Source organism: Desulfovibrio oxyclinae DSM 11498 (assembly GCF_000375485.1).
Classification (GTDB): Bacteria; Desulfobacterota; Desulfovibrionia; order Desulfovibrionales; family Desulfovibrionaceae; genus Pseudodesulfovibrio; species Pseudodesulfovibrio oxyclinae.
The window spans coordinates 51,071-67,773 of the sequence record NZ_AQXE01000009.1; the positions used below are offsets into that span (position 1 = coordinate 51,071).

18 protein-coding genes are annotated in these 16,703 nt (G+C 57.6%); 7 read left to right on the forward strand and 11 right to left on the reverse strand.

The features are described from left to right. Positions 1-20 precede the first annotated feature (20 nt). The 3 genes from secD (at position 21) to B149_RS0110830 (ending at position 3,435) form a co-directional block, all read left to right on the forward strand. Positions 21-1,598, forward strand: coding sequence for a protein translocase subunit SecD (gene secD, locus B149_RS0110820; RefSeq protein WP_026167573.1), 1,578 nt, complete (start codon positions 21-23; stop codon positions 1,596-1,598). 9 nt (positions 1,599-1,607) lie between these two features. Further along, on the forward strand, positions 1,608-2,681 hold the full coding sequence (gene secF, locus B149_RS0110825; protein ID WP_018125184.1) for a protein translocase subunit SecF: 1,074 nt from the start codon (positions 1,608-1,610) through the stop codon (positions 2,679-2,681). An 88-nt stretch (positions 2,682-2,769) separates the two neighbouring features. Further along, positions 2,770-3,435 carry an HAD family acid phosphatase gene (locus B149_RS0110830; protein ID WP_018125183.1) on the forward strand — a complete coding sequence of 222 codons (666 nt, stop codon included), beginning with the start codon at positions 2,770-2,772 and terminating at the stop codon, positions 3,433-3,435. 211 nt (positions 3,436-3,646) lie between these two features. Here B149_RS0110830 and B149_RS0110835 read toward each other — a convergent pair whose 3' ends face one another. The 7 genes from B149_RS0110835 to B149_RS0110865 form a co-directional block, all read right to left on the reverse strand. After that, complete coding sequence (locus B149_RS0110835; protein ID WP_018125182.1) at positions 3,647-3,976, reverse strand: hypothetical protein; 330 nt, start codon at positions 3,974-3,976, stop codon at positions 3,647-3,649. 184 nt (positions 3,977-4,160) lie between these two features. Then, positions 4,161-4,829: an adenylate kinase gene (locus B149_RS0110840; RefSeq protein ID WP_018125181.1), complete on the reverse strand. Its 669-nt coding sequence runs from the start codon at positions 4,827-4,829 to the stop codon at positions 4,161-4,163. A 60-nt stretch (positions 4,830-4,889) separates the two neighbouring features. Then, the gene (gene tilS / locus B149_RS0110845) at positions 4,890-5,897 is read right to left on the reverse strand and encodes a tRNA lysidine(34) synthetase TilS (protein WP_018125180.1); all 1,008 of its coding nucleotides are present in this window, start codon (positions 5,895-5,897) and stop codon (positions 4,890-4,892) included. A 2-nt stretch (positions 5,898-5,899) separates the two neighbouring features. Then, positions 5,900-6,247 (reverse strand): hypothetical protein, encoded by a 348-nt coding sequence (locus tag B149_RS0110850; protein WP_018125179.1) that lies wholly within the window; start codon positions 6,245-6,247, stop codon positions 5,900-5,902. A gap of 2 nt (positions 6,248-6,249) precedes the next feature. Further along, complete coding sequence (gene hemA / locus B149_RS0110855) at positions 6,250-7,629, reverse strand: glutamyl-tRNA reductase (RefSeq protein ID WP_018125178.1); 1,380 nt, start codon at positions 7,627-7,629, stop codon at positions 6,250-6,252. Positions 7,630-7,632: 3 nt separating this feature from the next. Then, on the reverse strand, positions 7,633-8,445 hold the full coding sequence (ccsA, locus tag B149_RS0110860; protein ID WP_018125177.1) for a cytochrome c biogenesis protein CcsA: 813 nt from the start codon (positions 8,443-8,445) through the stop codon (positions 7,633-7,635). Continuing rightward, positions 8,432-9,109: a precorrin-2 dehydrogenase/sirohydrochlorin ferrochelatase family protein gene (locus tag B149_RS0110865; RefSeq protein ID WP_018125176.1), complete on the reverse strand. Its 678-nt coding sequence runs from the start codon at positions 9,107-9,109 to the stop codon at positions 8,432-8,434. The genes ccsA and B149_RS0110865 overlap by 14 nt, the downstream gene beginning before the upstream one ends. Before the next feature lie 105 nt (positions 9,110-9,214). Here B149_RS0110865 and B149_RS0110870 point away from each other — a divergent pair, with 105 nt between their 5' ends. The 4 genes from B149_RS0110870 (at position 9,215) to B149_RS0110885 (ending at position 12,975) form a co-directional block, all read left to right on the forward strand. Beyond that, positions 9,215-10,456: a glycosyltransferase family 9 protein gene (locus B149_RS0110870; protein WP_018125175.1), complete on the forward strand. Its 1,242-nt coding sequence runs from the start codon at positions 9,215-9,217 to the stop codon at positions 10,454-10,456. Positions 10,457-10,519: 63 nt separating this feature from the next. Further along, positions 10,520-11,785, forward strand: coding sequence for a CgeB family protein (locus B149_RS0110875; RefSeq protein ID WP_026167572.1), 1,266 nt, complete (start codon positions 10,520-10,522; stop codon positions 11,783-11,785). A 33-nt stretch (positions 11,786-11,818) separates the two neighbouring features. Further along, entirely contained in the window at positions 11,819-12,454 is a 636-nt protein-coding gene (pnuC, locus tag B149_RS17040) for a nicotinamide riboside transporter PnuC (protein ID WP_018125173.1), read from the forward strand. Continuing rightward, on the forward strand, positions 12,451-12,975 hold the full coding sequence (locus B149_RS0110885) for an AAA family ATPase (protein WP_018125172.1): 525 nt from the start codon (positions 12,451-12,453) through the stop codon (positions 12,973-12,975). The genes pnuC and B149_RS0110885 overlap by 4 nt, the downstream gene beginning before the upstream one ends. Here B149_RS0110885 and B149_RS0110890 read toward each other — a convergent pair. From B149_RS0110890 to B149_RS0110905, 4 genes are read right to left on the reverse strand one after another with little or no spacing between them, the layout of a single operon-like run. Continuing rightward, positions 12,965-14,191, reverse strand: a complete 1,227-nt coding sequence (locus tag B149_RS0110890) for a replication-associated recombination protein A (RefSeq protein ID WP_026167571.1) — start codon at positions 14,189-14,191, stop codon at positions 12,965-12,967. The genes B149_RS0110885 and B149_RS0110890 overlap by 11 nt on opposite strands. Beyond that, positions 14,191-14,922, reverse strand: a complete 732-nt coding sequence (locus B149_RS0110895; RefSeq protein WP_026167570.1) for an RsmE family RNA methyltransferase — start codon at positions 14,920-14,922, stop codon at positions 14,191-14,193. The genes B149_RS0110890 and B149_RS0110895 overlap by 1 nt, the downstream gene beginning before the upstream one ends. Positions 14,923-14,966: 44 nt before the next feature. Beyond that, the gene (gene lysA / locus B149_RS0110900; protein ID WP_018125169.1) at positions 14,967-16,205 is read right to left on the reverse strand and encodes a diaminopimelate decarboxylase; all 1,239 of its coding nucleotides are present in this window, start codon (positions 16,203-16,205) and stop codon (positions 14,967-14,969) included. A gap of 32 nt (positions 16,206-16,237) precedes the next feature. Further along, on the reverse strand, positions 16,238-16,693 hold the full coding sequence (locus B149_RS0110905; RefSeq protein ID WP_018125168.1) for a hypothetical protein: 456 nt from the start codon (positions 16,691-16,693) through the stop codon (positions 16,238-16,240). Positions 16,694-16,703 lie beyond the last annotated feature (10 nt).

Consider the following 16,703-nt stretch of genomic DNA (forward strand, 5'->3'; position numbering starts at 1 on the left):
TTCACGACAGGGGAGAACTCATGCAGAGTCTGCGTTGGAGAATCATTGTTTCGCTCTTAGTTCTGATGCTGGGGCTCGCGTACATGCTGCCGTCCCTTCCCGGCATCAAGGGCACTTCGCTGGGTCAGACCCTTCCCGGCAGCGGCATCAATCTCGGCCTCGACCTCAAGGGCGGCATCCACCTCACCCTCGGTGTCGATATGAACACCGCCTTCAAAAACGCCATGGCCCGCACGGGCGACGACATAAAGGAACTCGCCCGCGAGGACGAGGTCTACGTGCTCAAGCCCGTCGCAATGCCCGGCGACAGAATCGAAATGACCCTGCTCAAGAAAGAGCAGCGGGACCAGTTCGAAAAACTTCTCGAAGATTTCCAGTCGGTCACCATCGAATCCACCACCAGCGCGGAAGACGGCAAAGTCAAATACGAGCTGGGCATGAATCCGAAATACCGCAAGGAACTGGCGCGCATGACGCTTGACCAGGCGGTCAAGACCATTCGCAACCGCATTGACCAGTTCGGCGTGACCGAGCCGGATATTCGCAAGCAGCAGGCAAGCAACCGCATTCAGGTGCAGCTTCCCGGCCTGAGCGATCCGGAGCGCGCCATCCGAATCATCGGAAAGACTGCGCACCTCGAATTCAAGATCGTTGACCAGAGCATTGACCCGACCAAGGGCATCCTGCCCCCGGGCCGCGAGCTGAGCACCAGAGTGGGCCGCGACGGCAAGGAAGTACCCGTTGTCCTCAAAAGTGACGCGCCGCTTACCGGTGAATACGTCACCGATGCCCGCGTCAGCTATGGTCGCATGAACGAACCGTATGTTTCGCTGAGCTTCGACTCCAAGGGCGCGCGCCTGTTTGAGCGCATCACCGGCGAAAACACCGGCAAGCTCATGGCCATCGTTCTCGACAAGAAGGTATACTCCGCTCCGGTCATCAATGAAAAGATCAGCGGCGGACAGGCGAGCATCACCGGCAGTTTCACCACGGAAGAAGCCCGCGACCTCGCCATCGTGCTCCGCGCCGGTTCGCTTCCGGCCCCGATCTCCATTCTCGAACAGCGTACCGTCGGCCCGTCCCTCGGACAGGAATCCATCGACAACGGCATCAACTCCGCGCTCATCGGCATGGCGCTGGTGCTGATCTTCATGGTTGTCTACTACGGCTTTGCCGGAGTGGTCGCCGACACCGTGCTGGTCCTGAACATCCTGCTGATTATGGGCGGTCTGGCTGCATTCGGTGCGACCCTGACCCTGCCGGGCATCGCGGGTATCATCCTGACAATAGGCATGGCGGTCGACGCCAACGTCATCATCTTCGAACGTATCCGCGAGGAACTCCGCAAGGGGCTTACCGCAAGGGCCGCGATCGAGGAAGGCTACAGCCGCGCGACGTTGACCATTCTCGACGCCAACGTGACCACGGTCATCGCGGCCATCATCCTGTACCAGTTCGGTACCGGTCCGATCCGCGGATTCGCCGTGACCCTGACGCTGGGTATCATCACGTCCATGTTCACGGCCATCTTCGTCTCGCGCATTCTCTTCGACATGTACGCCAAGAACCGCGCGGAAGGCGCCAAGATGAGCATCTAGGGGGAACAAATGGGACTTCAGATAATCAAACCCGATACCAAGATCGACTTCATCGGCTTCAGGAAGATCGCCTTCCTGATCTCCGCGCTGGTCATCCTGATGGGACTCGGCTCCCTCGTCATGCAGGGCGGCCCCAAATACGGCATCGACTTCGCGGGCGGCATGATCGTACAGATCAAAACCGAAAAGCAGGTGGATGTCGAAACCGTCAAGGAATCCCTCGCCGACGTGGAGCTGCCCGGACTCGTGGTGCAGCGCCTCGGACTTGAGGACGACAGCGAATTCCTGATTCGCACCTCTTCCTCCGAGGTCTCCTCCGGAGAGGTTCGCGACATGCTCTCCACCGCCCTCGACAGCGGACTCGGCAAAGGCGGATTCGAAGTGCAGCGGCTTGAAATGGTCGGCCCCAAGGTGGGTAAGGACCTGCGAACCAAAGCGCTCGAAGCCATGTTCTTCGCCGTACTGCTGATAGCCATCTACATCTCCGGCCGCTTTGAGCAGCGCTGGACCGCAGCCGCGGTCATGGCCACCGGCCTCTTTGCCGGGCAGTATGCTCTGGCGCTGACCGGAATGGACATGGCATGGCTTATTGTGGGGATGCTCGCCATCACACTCGGGCTGTGCTGGTACCTCAAACTCAATTACGCCCTGGGAGCGGTTGTGGCCCTTGTCCACGACGTGACCATCACGGTGGGGATATTCTCCATTCTGGGCAAGGAGTTCGACCTGACCATCATCGCCGCGTTGCTGACCATCATCGGTTACTCGCTTAACGATACCATCATCGTGTTTGACCGCATCCGCGAGAACCTGATCGGCTCCAAGGGCAAAGGCGAATTCAAGAGCATCATCAACACCAGCGTGAACCAGACCCTGTCCCGTACGCTGCTTACATCCGGCACCACGCTTCTGGTCGTGCTCTGCCTGTACGTGCTCGGCGGCGGCGTGATTCACGACTTCGCGCTGGCACTTCTTATCGGCATCTTCGTCGGTACCTATTCCTCCATCTTCGTGGCAAGCCCGGTCCTTCTCGGATTCGGTCCCACCCCGCCTGAAGTGGATGAGGAGCCCGAAGCAGCCTAGCTTCAGTTTCACAGACGATTATAAAGGGAAGGTTCTTACGAGCCTTCCCTTTTTCGTGGTAGAGTCTTCGCAAACCCGGAGGACAACCATGAGATTGCACCACCTGCTTGTACTGGCGTTTCTGCTCATAACGCTTCAAGGCTGCGCCGCCACTCATGCGGAACGTGTAGGCCTCATTCCATTGCCGGAAATGAAAAAACAGATAACGGCCTATCATCTCAGCGGCGACTATGATGCCGATGTGGCAAACGTCGCGGCAGATGGGCTCGACACTGTTTTGAATGATATTGAAAGCAGGCAGATCCCTCGGCCGCTGGTCGTCATGGATATTGACGAAACGACTCTGTCCAACTTCGAGATCAAACAGAAGCTGGATTATTGCTACTCGCCGAAGCTATGGAACGAATGGATTAAGCAGGCGGATGCCCCAGCCATAACGCCCATGCTGCGCTTGTTCAGGGCGCTACGCGAGCATGATGTTCCGGTGGTATTTCTGACCGGCCGGAATGAAAGCATGCGCTCTCTGACGGTTCAGAATCTTGAAAGGGCAGGGTACAGGGATTGGCATGAGTTGCTTATGGCCCCTGCGGGAACACCGGGTGACGCGGTGAACGATTTCAAGAAACGGTCCATGGACAGACTTACGGCGCAGGGGTGGACTATCGTCGCAACTTTTGGCGACCAGCCGGGTGACGGATACCAGGAGTCCCTGAACTTCTTCAAGCTGCCCAACTATATGTATTCAGTGCCCTAGATGCCTATGTTTGTGAAAGGGCATCCGGTGTGAGCGTACTTAAGCCGGGGGCATGTCTATTAGCCGTGACAGCCGGCAACCCCAATGATTGCTTAATGAGCTCGTGCGATTGAATTGCCTCCCGATAGGCAGGCAGCGAGAGGCATATCCTTTGACCAGAAAATGCCCGTGAGCGGTGGTGTTGAAACGATTTTTCAATCAGCACCCGGATTCATGGCGTGCTGCGCATCAAGATTTCCAGATCATGTACACATTCTTTCCTGTCTGAATCGACGGCTTCCAAAAGCACAAAATTGCTGTTCCATATGGACATCCGATCACTGTCCAGCCCTTCCGCACTCTCAAGAGCCAATCGCATGTCCTCGGCCTGATCTATCATCAAAGGATTGACCTGCCAGCCAGCCATATGTCCACGAGGATGGGTGTAGGCAAGTATGAAAACACCCGGAGCTTGCGGCAACCCCTCACTTTTGGGAAGGATGGAAAAAGTGTATTCCGTGCCGGAAGCCCCTGTAAAAGACCATTTCTCTTGTTTGAACATAGTAGATCGCGCTGTGAAGAATTATTATGACCATACCATTACAGATTAAACCAACATATATCATCCTCAGCAAGAAGGCTATCTGATTCAAATCATTTCCCGCAATGGCCAGACGCTTGCGCCGGAAAACAAAAAAAGGCCCCCCGCAAAACGGAGGGCCTTTGTCTTCTCTGGCAGAAAGGAACTAGTCGAGCTGGGAAACCAGGTAGTTCTTGATTTCGTCGATGGACTGTTCGCCGTCGAGCTCGATGATCTTAAAGCTGGCATCCTTCATGTTCTTGTAGAAGTTGCAGCCAGCCATGGTTCCGGTTTCTTCGTCGTAGTAGATGTCGTGACGCTTGTCGATTGCGGCCTCGTCCTGGTCGTCGTCGCGAGCGGAGAGGGCGCCACCGCAGACGCGGCACGTGTCGCCTTCGGGAGCGATGGCGGGGATGCCGACGTTGTTGGGGTGGTTCGGATTGTTTTCACAGAGGCGGCGACCCATGATGCGAGCCTTGGCGACTTCGCGGGGCAGCTTGATCTCGATCACGTAGTCGAGAGCAACGCCGTCATTCTGCAGGGCTTCCCACAGCTTTTCAGCCTGAACGAGGGAACGGGGGAAACCATCGAGGAGCCAACCGTTTTCGCCAGCGTTCTGCAGAACGTCGAGCACCATCGGGATGGTGATGTCGTCCGGAACCAGTTCACCCTTGTTGATGTACTCCTTGGCCTTCAGACCGAGTTCGGTGCCGCCGCCGATGTGCTTGCGGAAGATGGCGCCGGATTCGATATGATCCAGGTCGTACTTGTCTTTCACCAGGGTGCCCTGGGTGCCTTTGCCGGAGCCGTTGGGGCCAAAAATCAGGATGTTCATATCTGCTCCTCCTAGGATTGTGCAAAAGATCACATGACTTACCGCGCCAGATTGCGGAAGTCAATCCTTGAAGCCAAAAAGCACACCCTTGGGCGAAATTTTGGCAACCCGGTCGCCGGGAAACTGGAACACTGCCCCGAATCGGGTCTCCAACCATGCCTCGTCCAGTTTCAAAAGTGTGTCTGCAAGCGCCTGTCCCGACCCCACGGCGTCCAGATATTTCTTGTAAAGACGCAGTCGCAGGGCTTTATGGGCCTCTTCCAGCACCGCCGAAGACAAAAGATCGCCCGCAGTCGCTTCATTCATCTGCATAAGCCAGTAGTCCGCATCGATGCGTCCCAATCGCCACAGTCGCGCCACTGAGTCTGGAAAGTTCGGGTTTTCCTCAAGCATGAGAGGCATAAGAGTGTGCCTGATCCGGTTACGTTTCATGGATTCATCGGCGTTCGTCTCATCCTCGCGCCATGACACACCAAGCGTTTCCAGAAACGCACAAAGTGTCTTTTTTTCCGTCAGCAGCAGGGGGCGCATCAGGCTTCTCTCACGATCCACGCCAGGCATTCCGGAAAGCCCCGGCCAGCCTGTGCCGCGCACAAGCCGCATCACGACGTCTTCGCTCAGGTCGCCCAGATGATGGCCGGTGGCAATCCAGTCGAGTTTTTCCGCCGAACGAGCCTGTTTGAGAAATTTGTAACGAACTACGCGCGCGGTTTCTTCGATGCCACGCCCGGAAGCATCGGCCTCAGCCGCCACATCCGTACGTTCGGTTTGAAATGGAATATTCAGCTGCCCGCACAACTGGCGGCACCACAACACATCTTCGTCTGATTTCGGACGAAGTCCGTGGTCGAGGTGCGCGGCGCAGACGCGACCGCCGTTTTTAAGGGAGAGGCAGTGTAACGCCAGAAGCAGGGCGGTGGAATCCGCCCCGCCGGAAAAGGCGCAGAGAACTTGCAGATCCTCGGGGGCAACCCCGAGCTCCTTACGCATGAAGCGTTCGATTCCCAGACAGAAATGGGCCCACTTGGGAGGCAGATCCCTGAAACTGGCCGGGAACGTCATCTCCATACCTAGACCTTGATGCCGAAATCCTCGAAGAGGTCGTCGAGGTAATCGATCATACGATTGCGTTGCTCCTGAGTGCAGTACGCCACGCATGAGCAACGGATTTTTCCATGGGCGCGAACGAGCAGTTCCATTTTGACGATATTCCCGGCCACGTTGCGGATGACTTCAAGGGCCAGAAAATAGGGACCGCATTCGCTCTTGTGCTCTTCCTGTTCATCGGAGAGCATATCTTCGGGAATGGGGAGATAGTAGATACCCTTGATGGGGCCGTTCATCTCCATTGCGCCGAGCTTTTCCTCGAACAGGTCGATGTTTTCGTCGGAAATATCTTCAATATAATAGTTACGCATAGTTACTGATCCTTACGTGTGGATTCTATGAATGTTTCAATGTCTTCGGGGGCACAGCTGTCGGGACTCCGGCGACGATCCATATGCGCATCCGGCGGGACGGCCTCGTCGTCGAGGTTGAACATGCGCCGCGCCATGTCGATGAACCGATCCGCAACCCCTTCCTCGCGGGTGCGTCGCTTGAGAAAACAGATGGGCTCATGCAGGACCTTGCGCCCCACAGAGAGTACGAGGGTTTCGAGCGCCTTTTCGGTCTCCCTGTCCACGGGACCGATGCGCTTGAGGGTCTTCATGAGTTCGGTGCGGGCAATATCTTCGCTGCGATCCACCAGATCGACAATGGTTGGATTGAGCGCCAGAGACTGCAGCCATGTCCCGAACGCATCCGTTTCCCCGTCCACGACTCCGCGAGCCTTCACCGCTTCTTCCTGACGCTTGGAAGTGTTCTCTTCGACCACTTCCTTCAGGTCATCAATGTCATACAAATAGACGTTGTCGAGACTGTTCAGGTCGGGGTCGATGTCGCGCGGGACCGCAATGTCGATGAAAAACATGGGGCTGTTGCGCCGCTTCTTCAGCACGCCCTTGATGTCCTTGGCCCGGATCACGGTGGTAGGGGAGCCGGTGGAGCTGATGATGATATCCACATCGTGCAGACGGTCGAACATCCGCTCCATGGGGATGGGCTCGCCGCCCATGCGCTCGGAAAGCTCCTGTGCGCGCGATAACGTACGGTTGGCGATGATGATGTCCTTCACTCCCTGATTGAGCAGATGAGTGGAGGCCAGCTCGGCCATTTCGCCCGCCCCTACGAGCATGGCTCGGGTCTTGGAGAGGTCGCCGAAAATGTGCTTGGCAAGCTCTACGGCAGCATAACTGATGGAAACCGCGCTGGAAGCGATGGCCGTCTCGGTACGCACGCGCTTGGCCACGGAGAAGGCCTTGTGCAACAACCGGTTGACCACGACTCCGGCTGTTCCGCTTTCCACGGATGCGCGATAGGCGTCCTTGAGCTGCCCCAGGATCTGCGGTTCGCCCATGACCATGGAGTCAAGGCTGCATGCGACGACAAACAGGTGGTTCACCGCTTCAAGTCCGCGATGCCGGTAGACGTGCTCAGCCAGTTCTGCAGGAGAACCGCCGCAGGCCGCCGACCAGTGTGAAAGCAGGGCATCCGTGACTTCATGTTCGGGTACGCCCTCCGCCGCCACCACGGTGATTTCCACGCGGTTGCAGGTGGAGAGCGCCATACATTCTTTCACAGGACAATTGGCTAGGGTGGCCTGCTCGAAATTCTCGGTATTGGTGAGGGCGTACTTCTCACGCACCTCCACCCCGGCGGTACGGTGATTGAGCCCTATGAGATAAATTCTGTTTTCCATAATTTACGGCTTGAACGTCAGGGCGTGATGAATCAGGGAAACGACCATCAGGGAGAATACGACGACCATCCCGACGGCCGGCTTCCTGCCGCGCCATTTGAGTATGATGCGCTGGTGGAACACGTACGCGAACGCGACCCAGACGGCCAGCGAGGAAATCTTGACGATATCCCAGACGAACAATTTGTCGGGATTGATCCAGTACCAGATGTAGGAAGACACTATTCCCAGCGTATACAGAGGGAACCCGCTCCCCACGGCCATGCCGTTAACCCTGTCGAAGATGGTCAGCGAAGGGGTGTCCTTGCCCAGACTCGCCAGTCCGGCCTTGGTCTTGATTTTTCTGTTGTAATGCAAAAAAGCCAGCCCTGCGCCGAATCCCATTGCGCAAAGGCCGAGGGCGAGCACGAGGGTACCGATGTGCAGCCAGAAGAAAAGCATGGTGAACTGCGGCGGCAGCTTGACGGCCACACCGCCAAGGGCAAGAGAGGTAATGAACAGTATCAGCGCCAGCGGCAGCGCGGTGGTTGCCAGAAAGTCGAGCTTATACCGCCACCAAAGCAGGAAATAGACCACCATCACGCCCCACGCGAGGATGCTCATGTAGAAACTTCCTTCGCTCAGCACGACCATTTCGGCCTGATTGACGGTCAGCAGACCGATATCAAGCGAGTGGATGACGAAGCCGACCATGGTCACGAGACCGGCTATGCCTTTGAGACGCGAATTACCCGCGGCGATGCCAACTATTTGCAGAACGCTCGCCAGCAGATACAGGCCGATAATGGCCAGTTGCAGCACTTCAAACAAGCCCATCAAGCAACTCCGGTATGTTGTCCCGCATCGGTGCGGGCAGAAATTCCTCAAGGATTTGTCCGGCCTTGTCAAGGTCCTGCCGCTCAAAAGCTTCAAGCAGCCCGGACCGGGCAAGCTCGCGGAAGAGAGCGGTGTTATGGCCGGTTTCCATTCCGAGTTCGAGCACGAGCGGCCTCAGCCGCGCCATGAGCTTCAAGAGCGCGGCATACTCTTCGCCGAACATGTCATCAAGCTCGCAGCGTATCATACGACACACCGCCGGACTGGCGCCCCCCGTTGAAATGGCCAGCGTCAGATCGCCTCGCCGGAACGCGGCGGGCACGATGAAATCGGCCCGCTCCGGACAATCGGCAATATTGCAGAGGATTCCCCTTTCTTCACACAAGTCGGCAATCCTCGAGTTCAGCTCGCCGTTACTGGTACAGGCAAAGACAAGAAAACGGCCTTCCAGATCGCTCTCGTCGAAAGAACGCTGCTCGAAAACCGCATTGCCGCAATCGGCCAGCTTCAACACTTCCGGAGCCGGGTCACCCGTGTCGAGCACCAGCACTTCGCCGACTCCGGCATCAAGCAGGGATGCGGCCTTGCGGCGTCCCACACCACCTGCGCCGACCACGAGGCAACGTCTGTTTTCGAGGGAAAGAAAGACCGGGTAATCATGCATCGCGGAACATTACATCATGTAAAGGGCTCTGTAAAATGTCCCGAAGGGCGATTTCTTGCCATGACCGCAGGTTGCGGGTACAACACGAGTCTGGAGCCCTGAAGAATGAAGCAGTACCTCGTCATACAGGTCGCACGTTTCGGCGACCTTGTGCAGACAAAGCGCCTGATCGCATCCCTGACCGCCAGAGGCGATGGGAATGTCCACGTATTGGTGGACAACTCACTCAAATCGCTTGCCGAATCCGTTTACCCGCAGGCCATCATCCATGGAATAACGGCTCACGCTACCGCACTGGACGCCAAATCGGCCATGCGCGCGATCCTCATTGACAACAGGAAAGCCTTTGACGATCTCGCCTCCATTGGTTTTGACGAGGTCTACAATCTCAATTTTTCCCCGCTGGGCTTTCGCATCGCCGCACTTTTCGACCCGGAGACCGTGCACGGCCACCGCTGGAAAAACGGACAGGAAATCATCCCGGAATGGGCAGCCATGGCCATGCGGTGGACAGGCAACCGCAGGCTCGGCATCAACATCGCGGATTTCTGGGCCGCTTACACCAACCCCATGCTTCCCGGCCCGCAGGTAAATCCGCCAGCTCACCCCAAAGGTGGTGGCCCGGGCATCGTTCTGGCCGGGCGCGAGTCACGCCGCTCCCTTCCGCCGCAGGAACTCGCGGCTGTGACAGCAGTCCTTGCCGCACGCCATCCCGGCCCCGTGCTGCTTCTCGGCAGTGCCTCCGAGGCTTCCACGGGCAGGGAAGTCATGAACTGCATGCCCACCGCACTACGCGAACGCACGCGAAATCTTGCGGGCAAAACAGACTGGAAAGAGCTTATCGAGATTGTGGACAGCCTTGACGTGCTGGTTACGCCGGACACCGGGACCATGCACCTCGCCGCGCATCTGGGCACTCCGGTGCAGGCCTTTTTCCTTTCCTCGGCATGGTGTTTCGAGACCGGCCCCTATGGGGAAGGGCATACGGTCTATCAGGCCGTACAGGACTGCCTGCCGTGTCTGGAAACCGCACCGTGTCCGTACCGGATCAAATGTCTGGCCCCATTCTCGGATTCTGCCTTTCCCCGCTTCATCGCCACGGGCAAACCGGAGACACTACCGCAGGGCGTCACGGTTTTTGAAACGGCCTTCGACCCCCTTGGGCTGACCTTCCGGCCAACGCACGGAATCGACATGGAGCAGGAAGCAAGAGGAGCCTTCCGACGCTTCCTCGGCAGTCATCTCGGAGTCTGGGACGCTGCAATCCACCCCTTTGACACCACGTTGGCCGAGCAACTGCACCAGCCCAAAGACTGGACTATAAAGCCAAATAAAACAGTATATTAAAATTTTTCTAGAAAATTTCTAGCATGACAATGGGCCATTTGCTGGCCAATTCTAGAGGGCAATATGGACAAGCGGTTACGAGTTCTGGTGGTTCTTCCCATGTACGGCGGTTCACTGCCGGTGGGCCGGTTTTGCGCACAGGGTCTGCGTGAATGCGGGCACCTCGTGGAGGTGTTCGAGGCCCCGGATTTCCACCCTTCCTACAAGGCGCTTGAAGACCTCAAAGTGACCACGGACCGGCTGGACTATCTTCAGAACTCCTATCTCCAGGTTGTTTCGCAGGCGATACTCGCCAAGGTGGAGACCTTCGAGCCTGATCTGGTTCTGTGCATGGCGCAGGCACCCATGTCCATTCAGGCCCTCAAGCGGCTTCGTCGGGACAAGGTGGCAACTGCCATGTGGTTCGTAGAAGACTATCGGCTCTTCACCTACTGGAAGGCCTATGCGCCGTACTATGACGTTTTTGCGGTGATCCAGCGCGAGGGCATCATGGAGGGATTGCAGGAAATCGGCCAGCAAAACGGGGTTTATCTTCCTCTGGCCGCACAGCCGGACTTCCACCAACCGCTCGATATGTCCGACGTGGACAGACGGAAATTCGGTGCCGAGATTTCATTCATGGGGGCAGGGTATCCGAATCGCCGCATGGCTTTTCGCGAGCTGATCCGCCCCGGCTTCAAGCTCTGGGGAACGGAATGGGACGGCGATCACGTTCTGGAACCGTATCTCCAAATGGAAGGACGACGCGTGACACCAGAGGAATGCGTCAAGATATTCAACGGTTCGGCCATCAACCTGAACCTGCATTCATCCGTGCAGGCCAAGACGCTGGTAACTCACGGCGACTTCATCAATCCGCGTACCTTCGAAGTGGCGGCCTGCGGTTCGTTTCAGCTTGTGGATCGTCGCACGCTCATGCCGGGGGCCTTTGCCGAGGATGAACTGGCCGTCTTCGACTCCATGGGCGAATTGAAGGATAAAATTGAATACTATCTTGCCCATCCCGATGAGCGTCAGGCCATAGCACAGCGGGGCAGGGCACGCGTTCTTGCAGATCATACCTACGCCAACCGGATGCGGACCCTGCTCGATTTCGTAGAGCAACGCCTTGACAACTGGCCTCCCGAGCGCGAAAGAAGCGACCTGTATCCGGAAGGCTTCCCCGAGGAACTCAAGGGCGAACTCAAGGGGCTTCTCGCCGAGCTGTCATTACCCGAGGATGCCACGTTCGAGGATCTTTGCTGGGCAATCCGCTCCCGACAGGGCGAGCTATCCGGCCTCGATACCGCCATCCTCTTTCTTGAAGAGTGGCGCAAGCTCTACAAATAACGACAAGACTCCAACAAGACACAACAGGTAGCAATGCTTGAAATATTTGCCGAGGCCGGCAGCTTTGTCGGCTCTTTCGTAGCGGCCATGGGCTGGCCGGAGCGCATCTCAACGCTTACCGGCCTCATCTACATTTTTCTTAGTGTCAGGCAGAACCCGTTATGCTGGCCGTTCGGCATTCTCAGCGTGGGAATCTGGATGGTGGTGGTCTTCACCGGCAAACTGTATTCCGATGCCTTTTTGCAGTTGGTGTACGTAGTACTGGGCTTTTACGGCTGGTACCAATGGCTGCGGGGTGGAGAGGATCACACGCCGCTTCTGGTGAGGCACGTGGGTCGAAAACTCGGGGTACGGCTCGGCCTGATCGGCGTTGCGGCCACAGTGCCCACATGGCTCATCATGAGTCGTGTTCTGGATGCGGCATTTCCTTTCTGGGATGCGCTGACCACGGTTGTCAGTCTCATCGCCCAGTACCTGCTAGCCAAGAAATATCTCGAAAACTGGGTACTTTGGGTCATTGCCGACATCATCTACATCTTCATCTACTACTTGAAGGGTTGGAACGGATACGCGGTGTTGATGGCGATCTACACCACAATGGCGGTAGTGGGCTACGTGCAGTGGCGAAAAACCATGCAGGTACCCGACTTCAGGGAGAAAAGCGCGTGAGCGTGCGCATAGTCGTGACCGGCTCGGAGTGCACGGGAAAGACGACGCTCGCCCGTGCTCTGGCCGAGCGATTCGGCGTAAAGCCGGTGCCGGAGTTTCTCAGGAAATACTTCGAGGCGGTTGGAGGCGTGCTGACGCTTGAAGACGCCATTCCCATCGCAAAAGGGCAATTGAAAGCCGAAAAACAGGCCGAGACCGCCGGAATCAATCCGCTCGTCTGCGACACCAACCTGCTTTCATCTGTAATATACAACCGTCACTATTACGGCAAATGTCCCGAATGGATAGAACAGCAACTGACCGCAAGACATTATCATCATTACTTTCTCTGCGGGACCGATGTCCCATGGCAGGCCGACGGGCAGCGCGACCGACCGGAGCAGAGAGCCGAATTGCAGAACCACTTCCGCGAAGAACTCCTGCGCCGAAAGGTTCCCTTCACGGAGCTGAAAGGGGATGTGGAGCAACGTCTTGAAACCGCTGCCGAAGTCGTTCAGGAATTACTGGAAGCTACTTCCTGAGCTTTCTGAACTGCTGGAGCCACGCATTCAGTTTGGGCTCGGCGCCCTGATCCTTCGGGTGGTAAAAAGTGCGGCCTTCCAACTCAGCAGGAAGATATTCCTGCGCCACCCAAGCTTTCGGGAAATTGTGCGGATACTGGTAACCGCGCCCGTATCCCCATTCGCGCTGCAAGGCGGTGGAAGCATTTCTGAGATGCAGCGGAACCGGCTTCACCCCGTGCTCGCGCATCTCCTTTTGCATGTTGCGGTACGCGAAATACGTGGAGTTGCTCTTGGGAGCCAAAGCCAGATACACTGCGGTCTCCGCCATGATGATACCGCCTTCGGGCATTCCCACCGCTTCGACAGCCTGATGACAGGCCACCGCCATGGAAAGCGCCTGAGGATCACCCAGCCCGACATCCTCTGAGGCCGAGATCATCAGCCGCCGGGACACGAAACGCGGATCCTCCCCAGTCTCCAGCAACGCAGTCAGGTAGTAGAGCGCCGCGTCAGGATCGCTGCCGCGAATGGATTTGATAAGGGCCGAGGCCAGCTCGTAGTGCGAATCACCGTCCCGGTCGCCGCGCATGACCACTTCGGGGAGCGACTTTCTGAGTTCCTCCGAAGAGCGCTGACTCTCGGGAAGCTGGGCTGTGTATTCCAAAAGATTCAGCAGGGTACGCCCGTCCCCGGACGCCAGTGCGGCCAGCATTTTCACCGCATCCTCTTCAAGCTCCAGCTTTAGCTCCGCGCAACCGCGATGCACCACCTGCTCCAGATCCTCGCGGGAGAGCGACCGGAGCCGAAGCACATGCAACCGGGAAAGAAGCTGGCGGGTCACGCTGAAGGAAGGATTCTCGGTGGTGGTGGCGAGCAGAGTGATTTCGCCGCTTTCAAGAATGGGGAGAAAGAAATCCTGCTGCGCCTTGGAAAAGCGGTGCAGTTCGTCGAGGATGAGTACATCGTAGCCCGGCAGCTTCTTGCGAAGCGCGCTCAACCCGGCCTCCGGCGCGCTCACACGCAAAAACGAGCGCCCTGAGGCGCGCGCGAGCAGCAGGGCAAGCGTTGACTTGCCGCATCCCGGAGGGCCGAACAGCAAAAGGCTCGGCAAACGTTTGGCTTCCATGATGGCCGTGATGCGGTCCATTATATGGCTCTGGCCGATAAACTCATCCATCGACTTCGGACGAATCTTTTCCGCCAGCGGCTGCTTTTCCGTGATTTCGAGCTTCATCATGTTCTCTCCCGTGCGTAGTGCGCAAGGCTCATGGCGTGCATGGCCGCCGTCTCCCAGCGAAGCACACTCCTGCCAAGACTCAAAGGCTCAAATGCTGTCGCCATGAACCGCTCAGCCTCCTGATCGCTCAAACCGCCCTCGGGACCGACTACCACAAGTGTGGAGCCGTCAAAATGCTCCGGCCCAAGTATCGCGCCCTCGGCGTTTTCCCATGCCAGCACGCGGCGATCGAAACCTTCAAGGTCGAGCAGGGCGTCCAGGGAGGAAAGAGTGGTGAGTTCCGGCAGATGCACAGCCTCGCACTGCTTGGCGGCCTGAACCATTTTATCGTACCAACTATCTTTCGGCTCGGACGGCACCTTGCCAACGCTTCGAGCCGCTGGCCAGAAAATCAGCCCGGAAGCGCCGAACTCCACGGCCTTTTCCAGAACCCAGTCCCGCCGCTTCGACTTGTTCCAGCCGAGGGCGAGCGTTACCCCGGATTTAGGAGGTTCGGACCTGCCGACCTCATCCGCCAGCAGGAGAGCCTTGTTCTTGCTTCCCTCGCGAAGGGTGAACAAACCGCTGCGGCCGCAACCATCAATGAGTCGCACCGAAGCGCCGAGCGGCGTTCGAAGGACGGTCATCATGTGCCGGGCCTCCGGGCCACGCAGAACGACCTCGCATCCCTGCAAGGCTCCATCGGGCCACGAGTCCGGAGAAAGATAGAAAGTATTGAGTCTCGCCATGAAATAAAAAGGGCCGGAATCGCTGCGATTCCGGCCCGTTGGAATTACAGCTCGTTGGCTATGAGGTCCTCGTACGATTCGCGCTTGCGCGCCACCGTCACCTTGTCCCCGTCCACGATGAGTTCGCATGCCCTGCGGCGGGAGTTGTAGTTGGAGGACATGGTAAAGCCGTATGCGCCTGCGGAATAGCAAACAAGGCGTTCGCCCTGATGCACCCAAGGCAGCTGACGATCACGGGCGAGAAAGTCGCCGGATTCGCAGATCGGCCCGACAACGTCCACATCACGCTCGTCGCGCCCATGCTGTTCGGCTTCGCCGATGCGGTGGAAGGAGTCATAGAGAGATGGGCGGACCAGATCGTTCATGGCGCCGTCCACGATGACGAAGGACTTGCTCGGGGTCTCTTTGGTGTAGAGCACCTCGGTGACCATGATGCCAGCGTTGCCGGCAATGACGCGGCCGGGTTCGAGGATCACGGTCATGGGCAGGTCCTTGAGCTTTTCGGTGAGCGCCTCGCCGAACGCCTTGGGGTGCGGCGGTTCTTCCTCGTCATAGGTGATGCCCAGGCCGCCGCCGAGGTCGAGGTACTTGATCTCGATACCCATGCCCTTGAGCTTTTCGTTGAAGTTCAAGAGCTTGTCCAGCGCTTCAAGAAACGGTTCGATGCTGGTGAGCTGCGACCCGATGTGGCAGTCCATGCCGATGGGCTCGATGGCGGGCAGTTCAACGGCGCGGGAGTAGGCCTTGAGCGAATGCTCCATGTCCAGCCCGAACTTGTTCTTCTTCATGCCGGTGGAGATGTAGGGGTGGGTCTTGGGGTCCACGTCCGGGTTGATACGAAAGCTGACCCGGGCCACCTTGCCTTCCTGCTCGGCTATGTCGTTGATCTTTTCAAGCTCGGCAAGGGACTCCACGTTGAACATGAGTATGTCCGCCGCGAGGGCTTCGCGAATCTCGTTCGCGCTCTTGCCAACGCCGGAGTAGACGATCTTTTCCGGGGAAACGCCCGCCTTGAGAGCACGGTACAGTTCACCGCCGGAAACGATGTCCATGCCTGCGCCCATGGAGGCGAGCAGCTTGAGCACCGAGAGGTTGGAGTTGGCTTTGACCGAATAACAGGTCATATGCTCCAGCCCGTCAAAGGCGGAGTCGAAAGCCTCGAAATGCCGCTTGAACGTGGCGGCGGAGTAAACGTAAAGGGGGGTGCCGTATGTGTCGGCAAGCTCGTTGACCGCGATTTCCTCGGCGAAAAGCGTGCCGTCGCGAAATTCGAAATGATGCATTTTCAGGTCTCCTTAACCGTTTTTGATGACCGTTACTGACTTGGTGACGGGTCGGCCACGTACACTGCGGTGCTGGCCGACGGAAGCGATGAGAGCGCATTCACTCCCGCCACGCGAAAGCGGTATTCCCTGTCCGGCTCAAACGTGCAGAAGGACAGGGTCAGATCATTGCCGGAAAGCTCGAAGCCTTCGTCGCCGGGTTGAAGCAGTTCAGCCTCGCGCGGGATGAAAGGGCAGCCAATGCAGCCTTCGTCAGACTTTTCGCCAACGACTTCATACTGCACGAGCACGCTCTCAAGCCTGTTCGCCGCTCCTTCCACGGCGAGCCTGAGGGTCATGCACTGCCCGTTGCGACTTCCTTCAAGCAGCTTGAGTTCAAAGCGGTCTTCCTCCTTGACCGCCTCGGGCCACTTCTTGACGCCAATGGCGCAGCCGCCGAGCAGCATGACAACAAGCGATACGGCAATACCGTTGATCCATAACCGCATAAATTTTCTC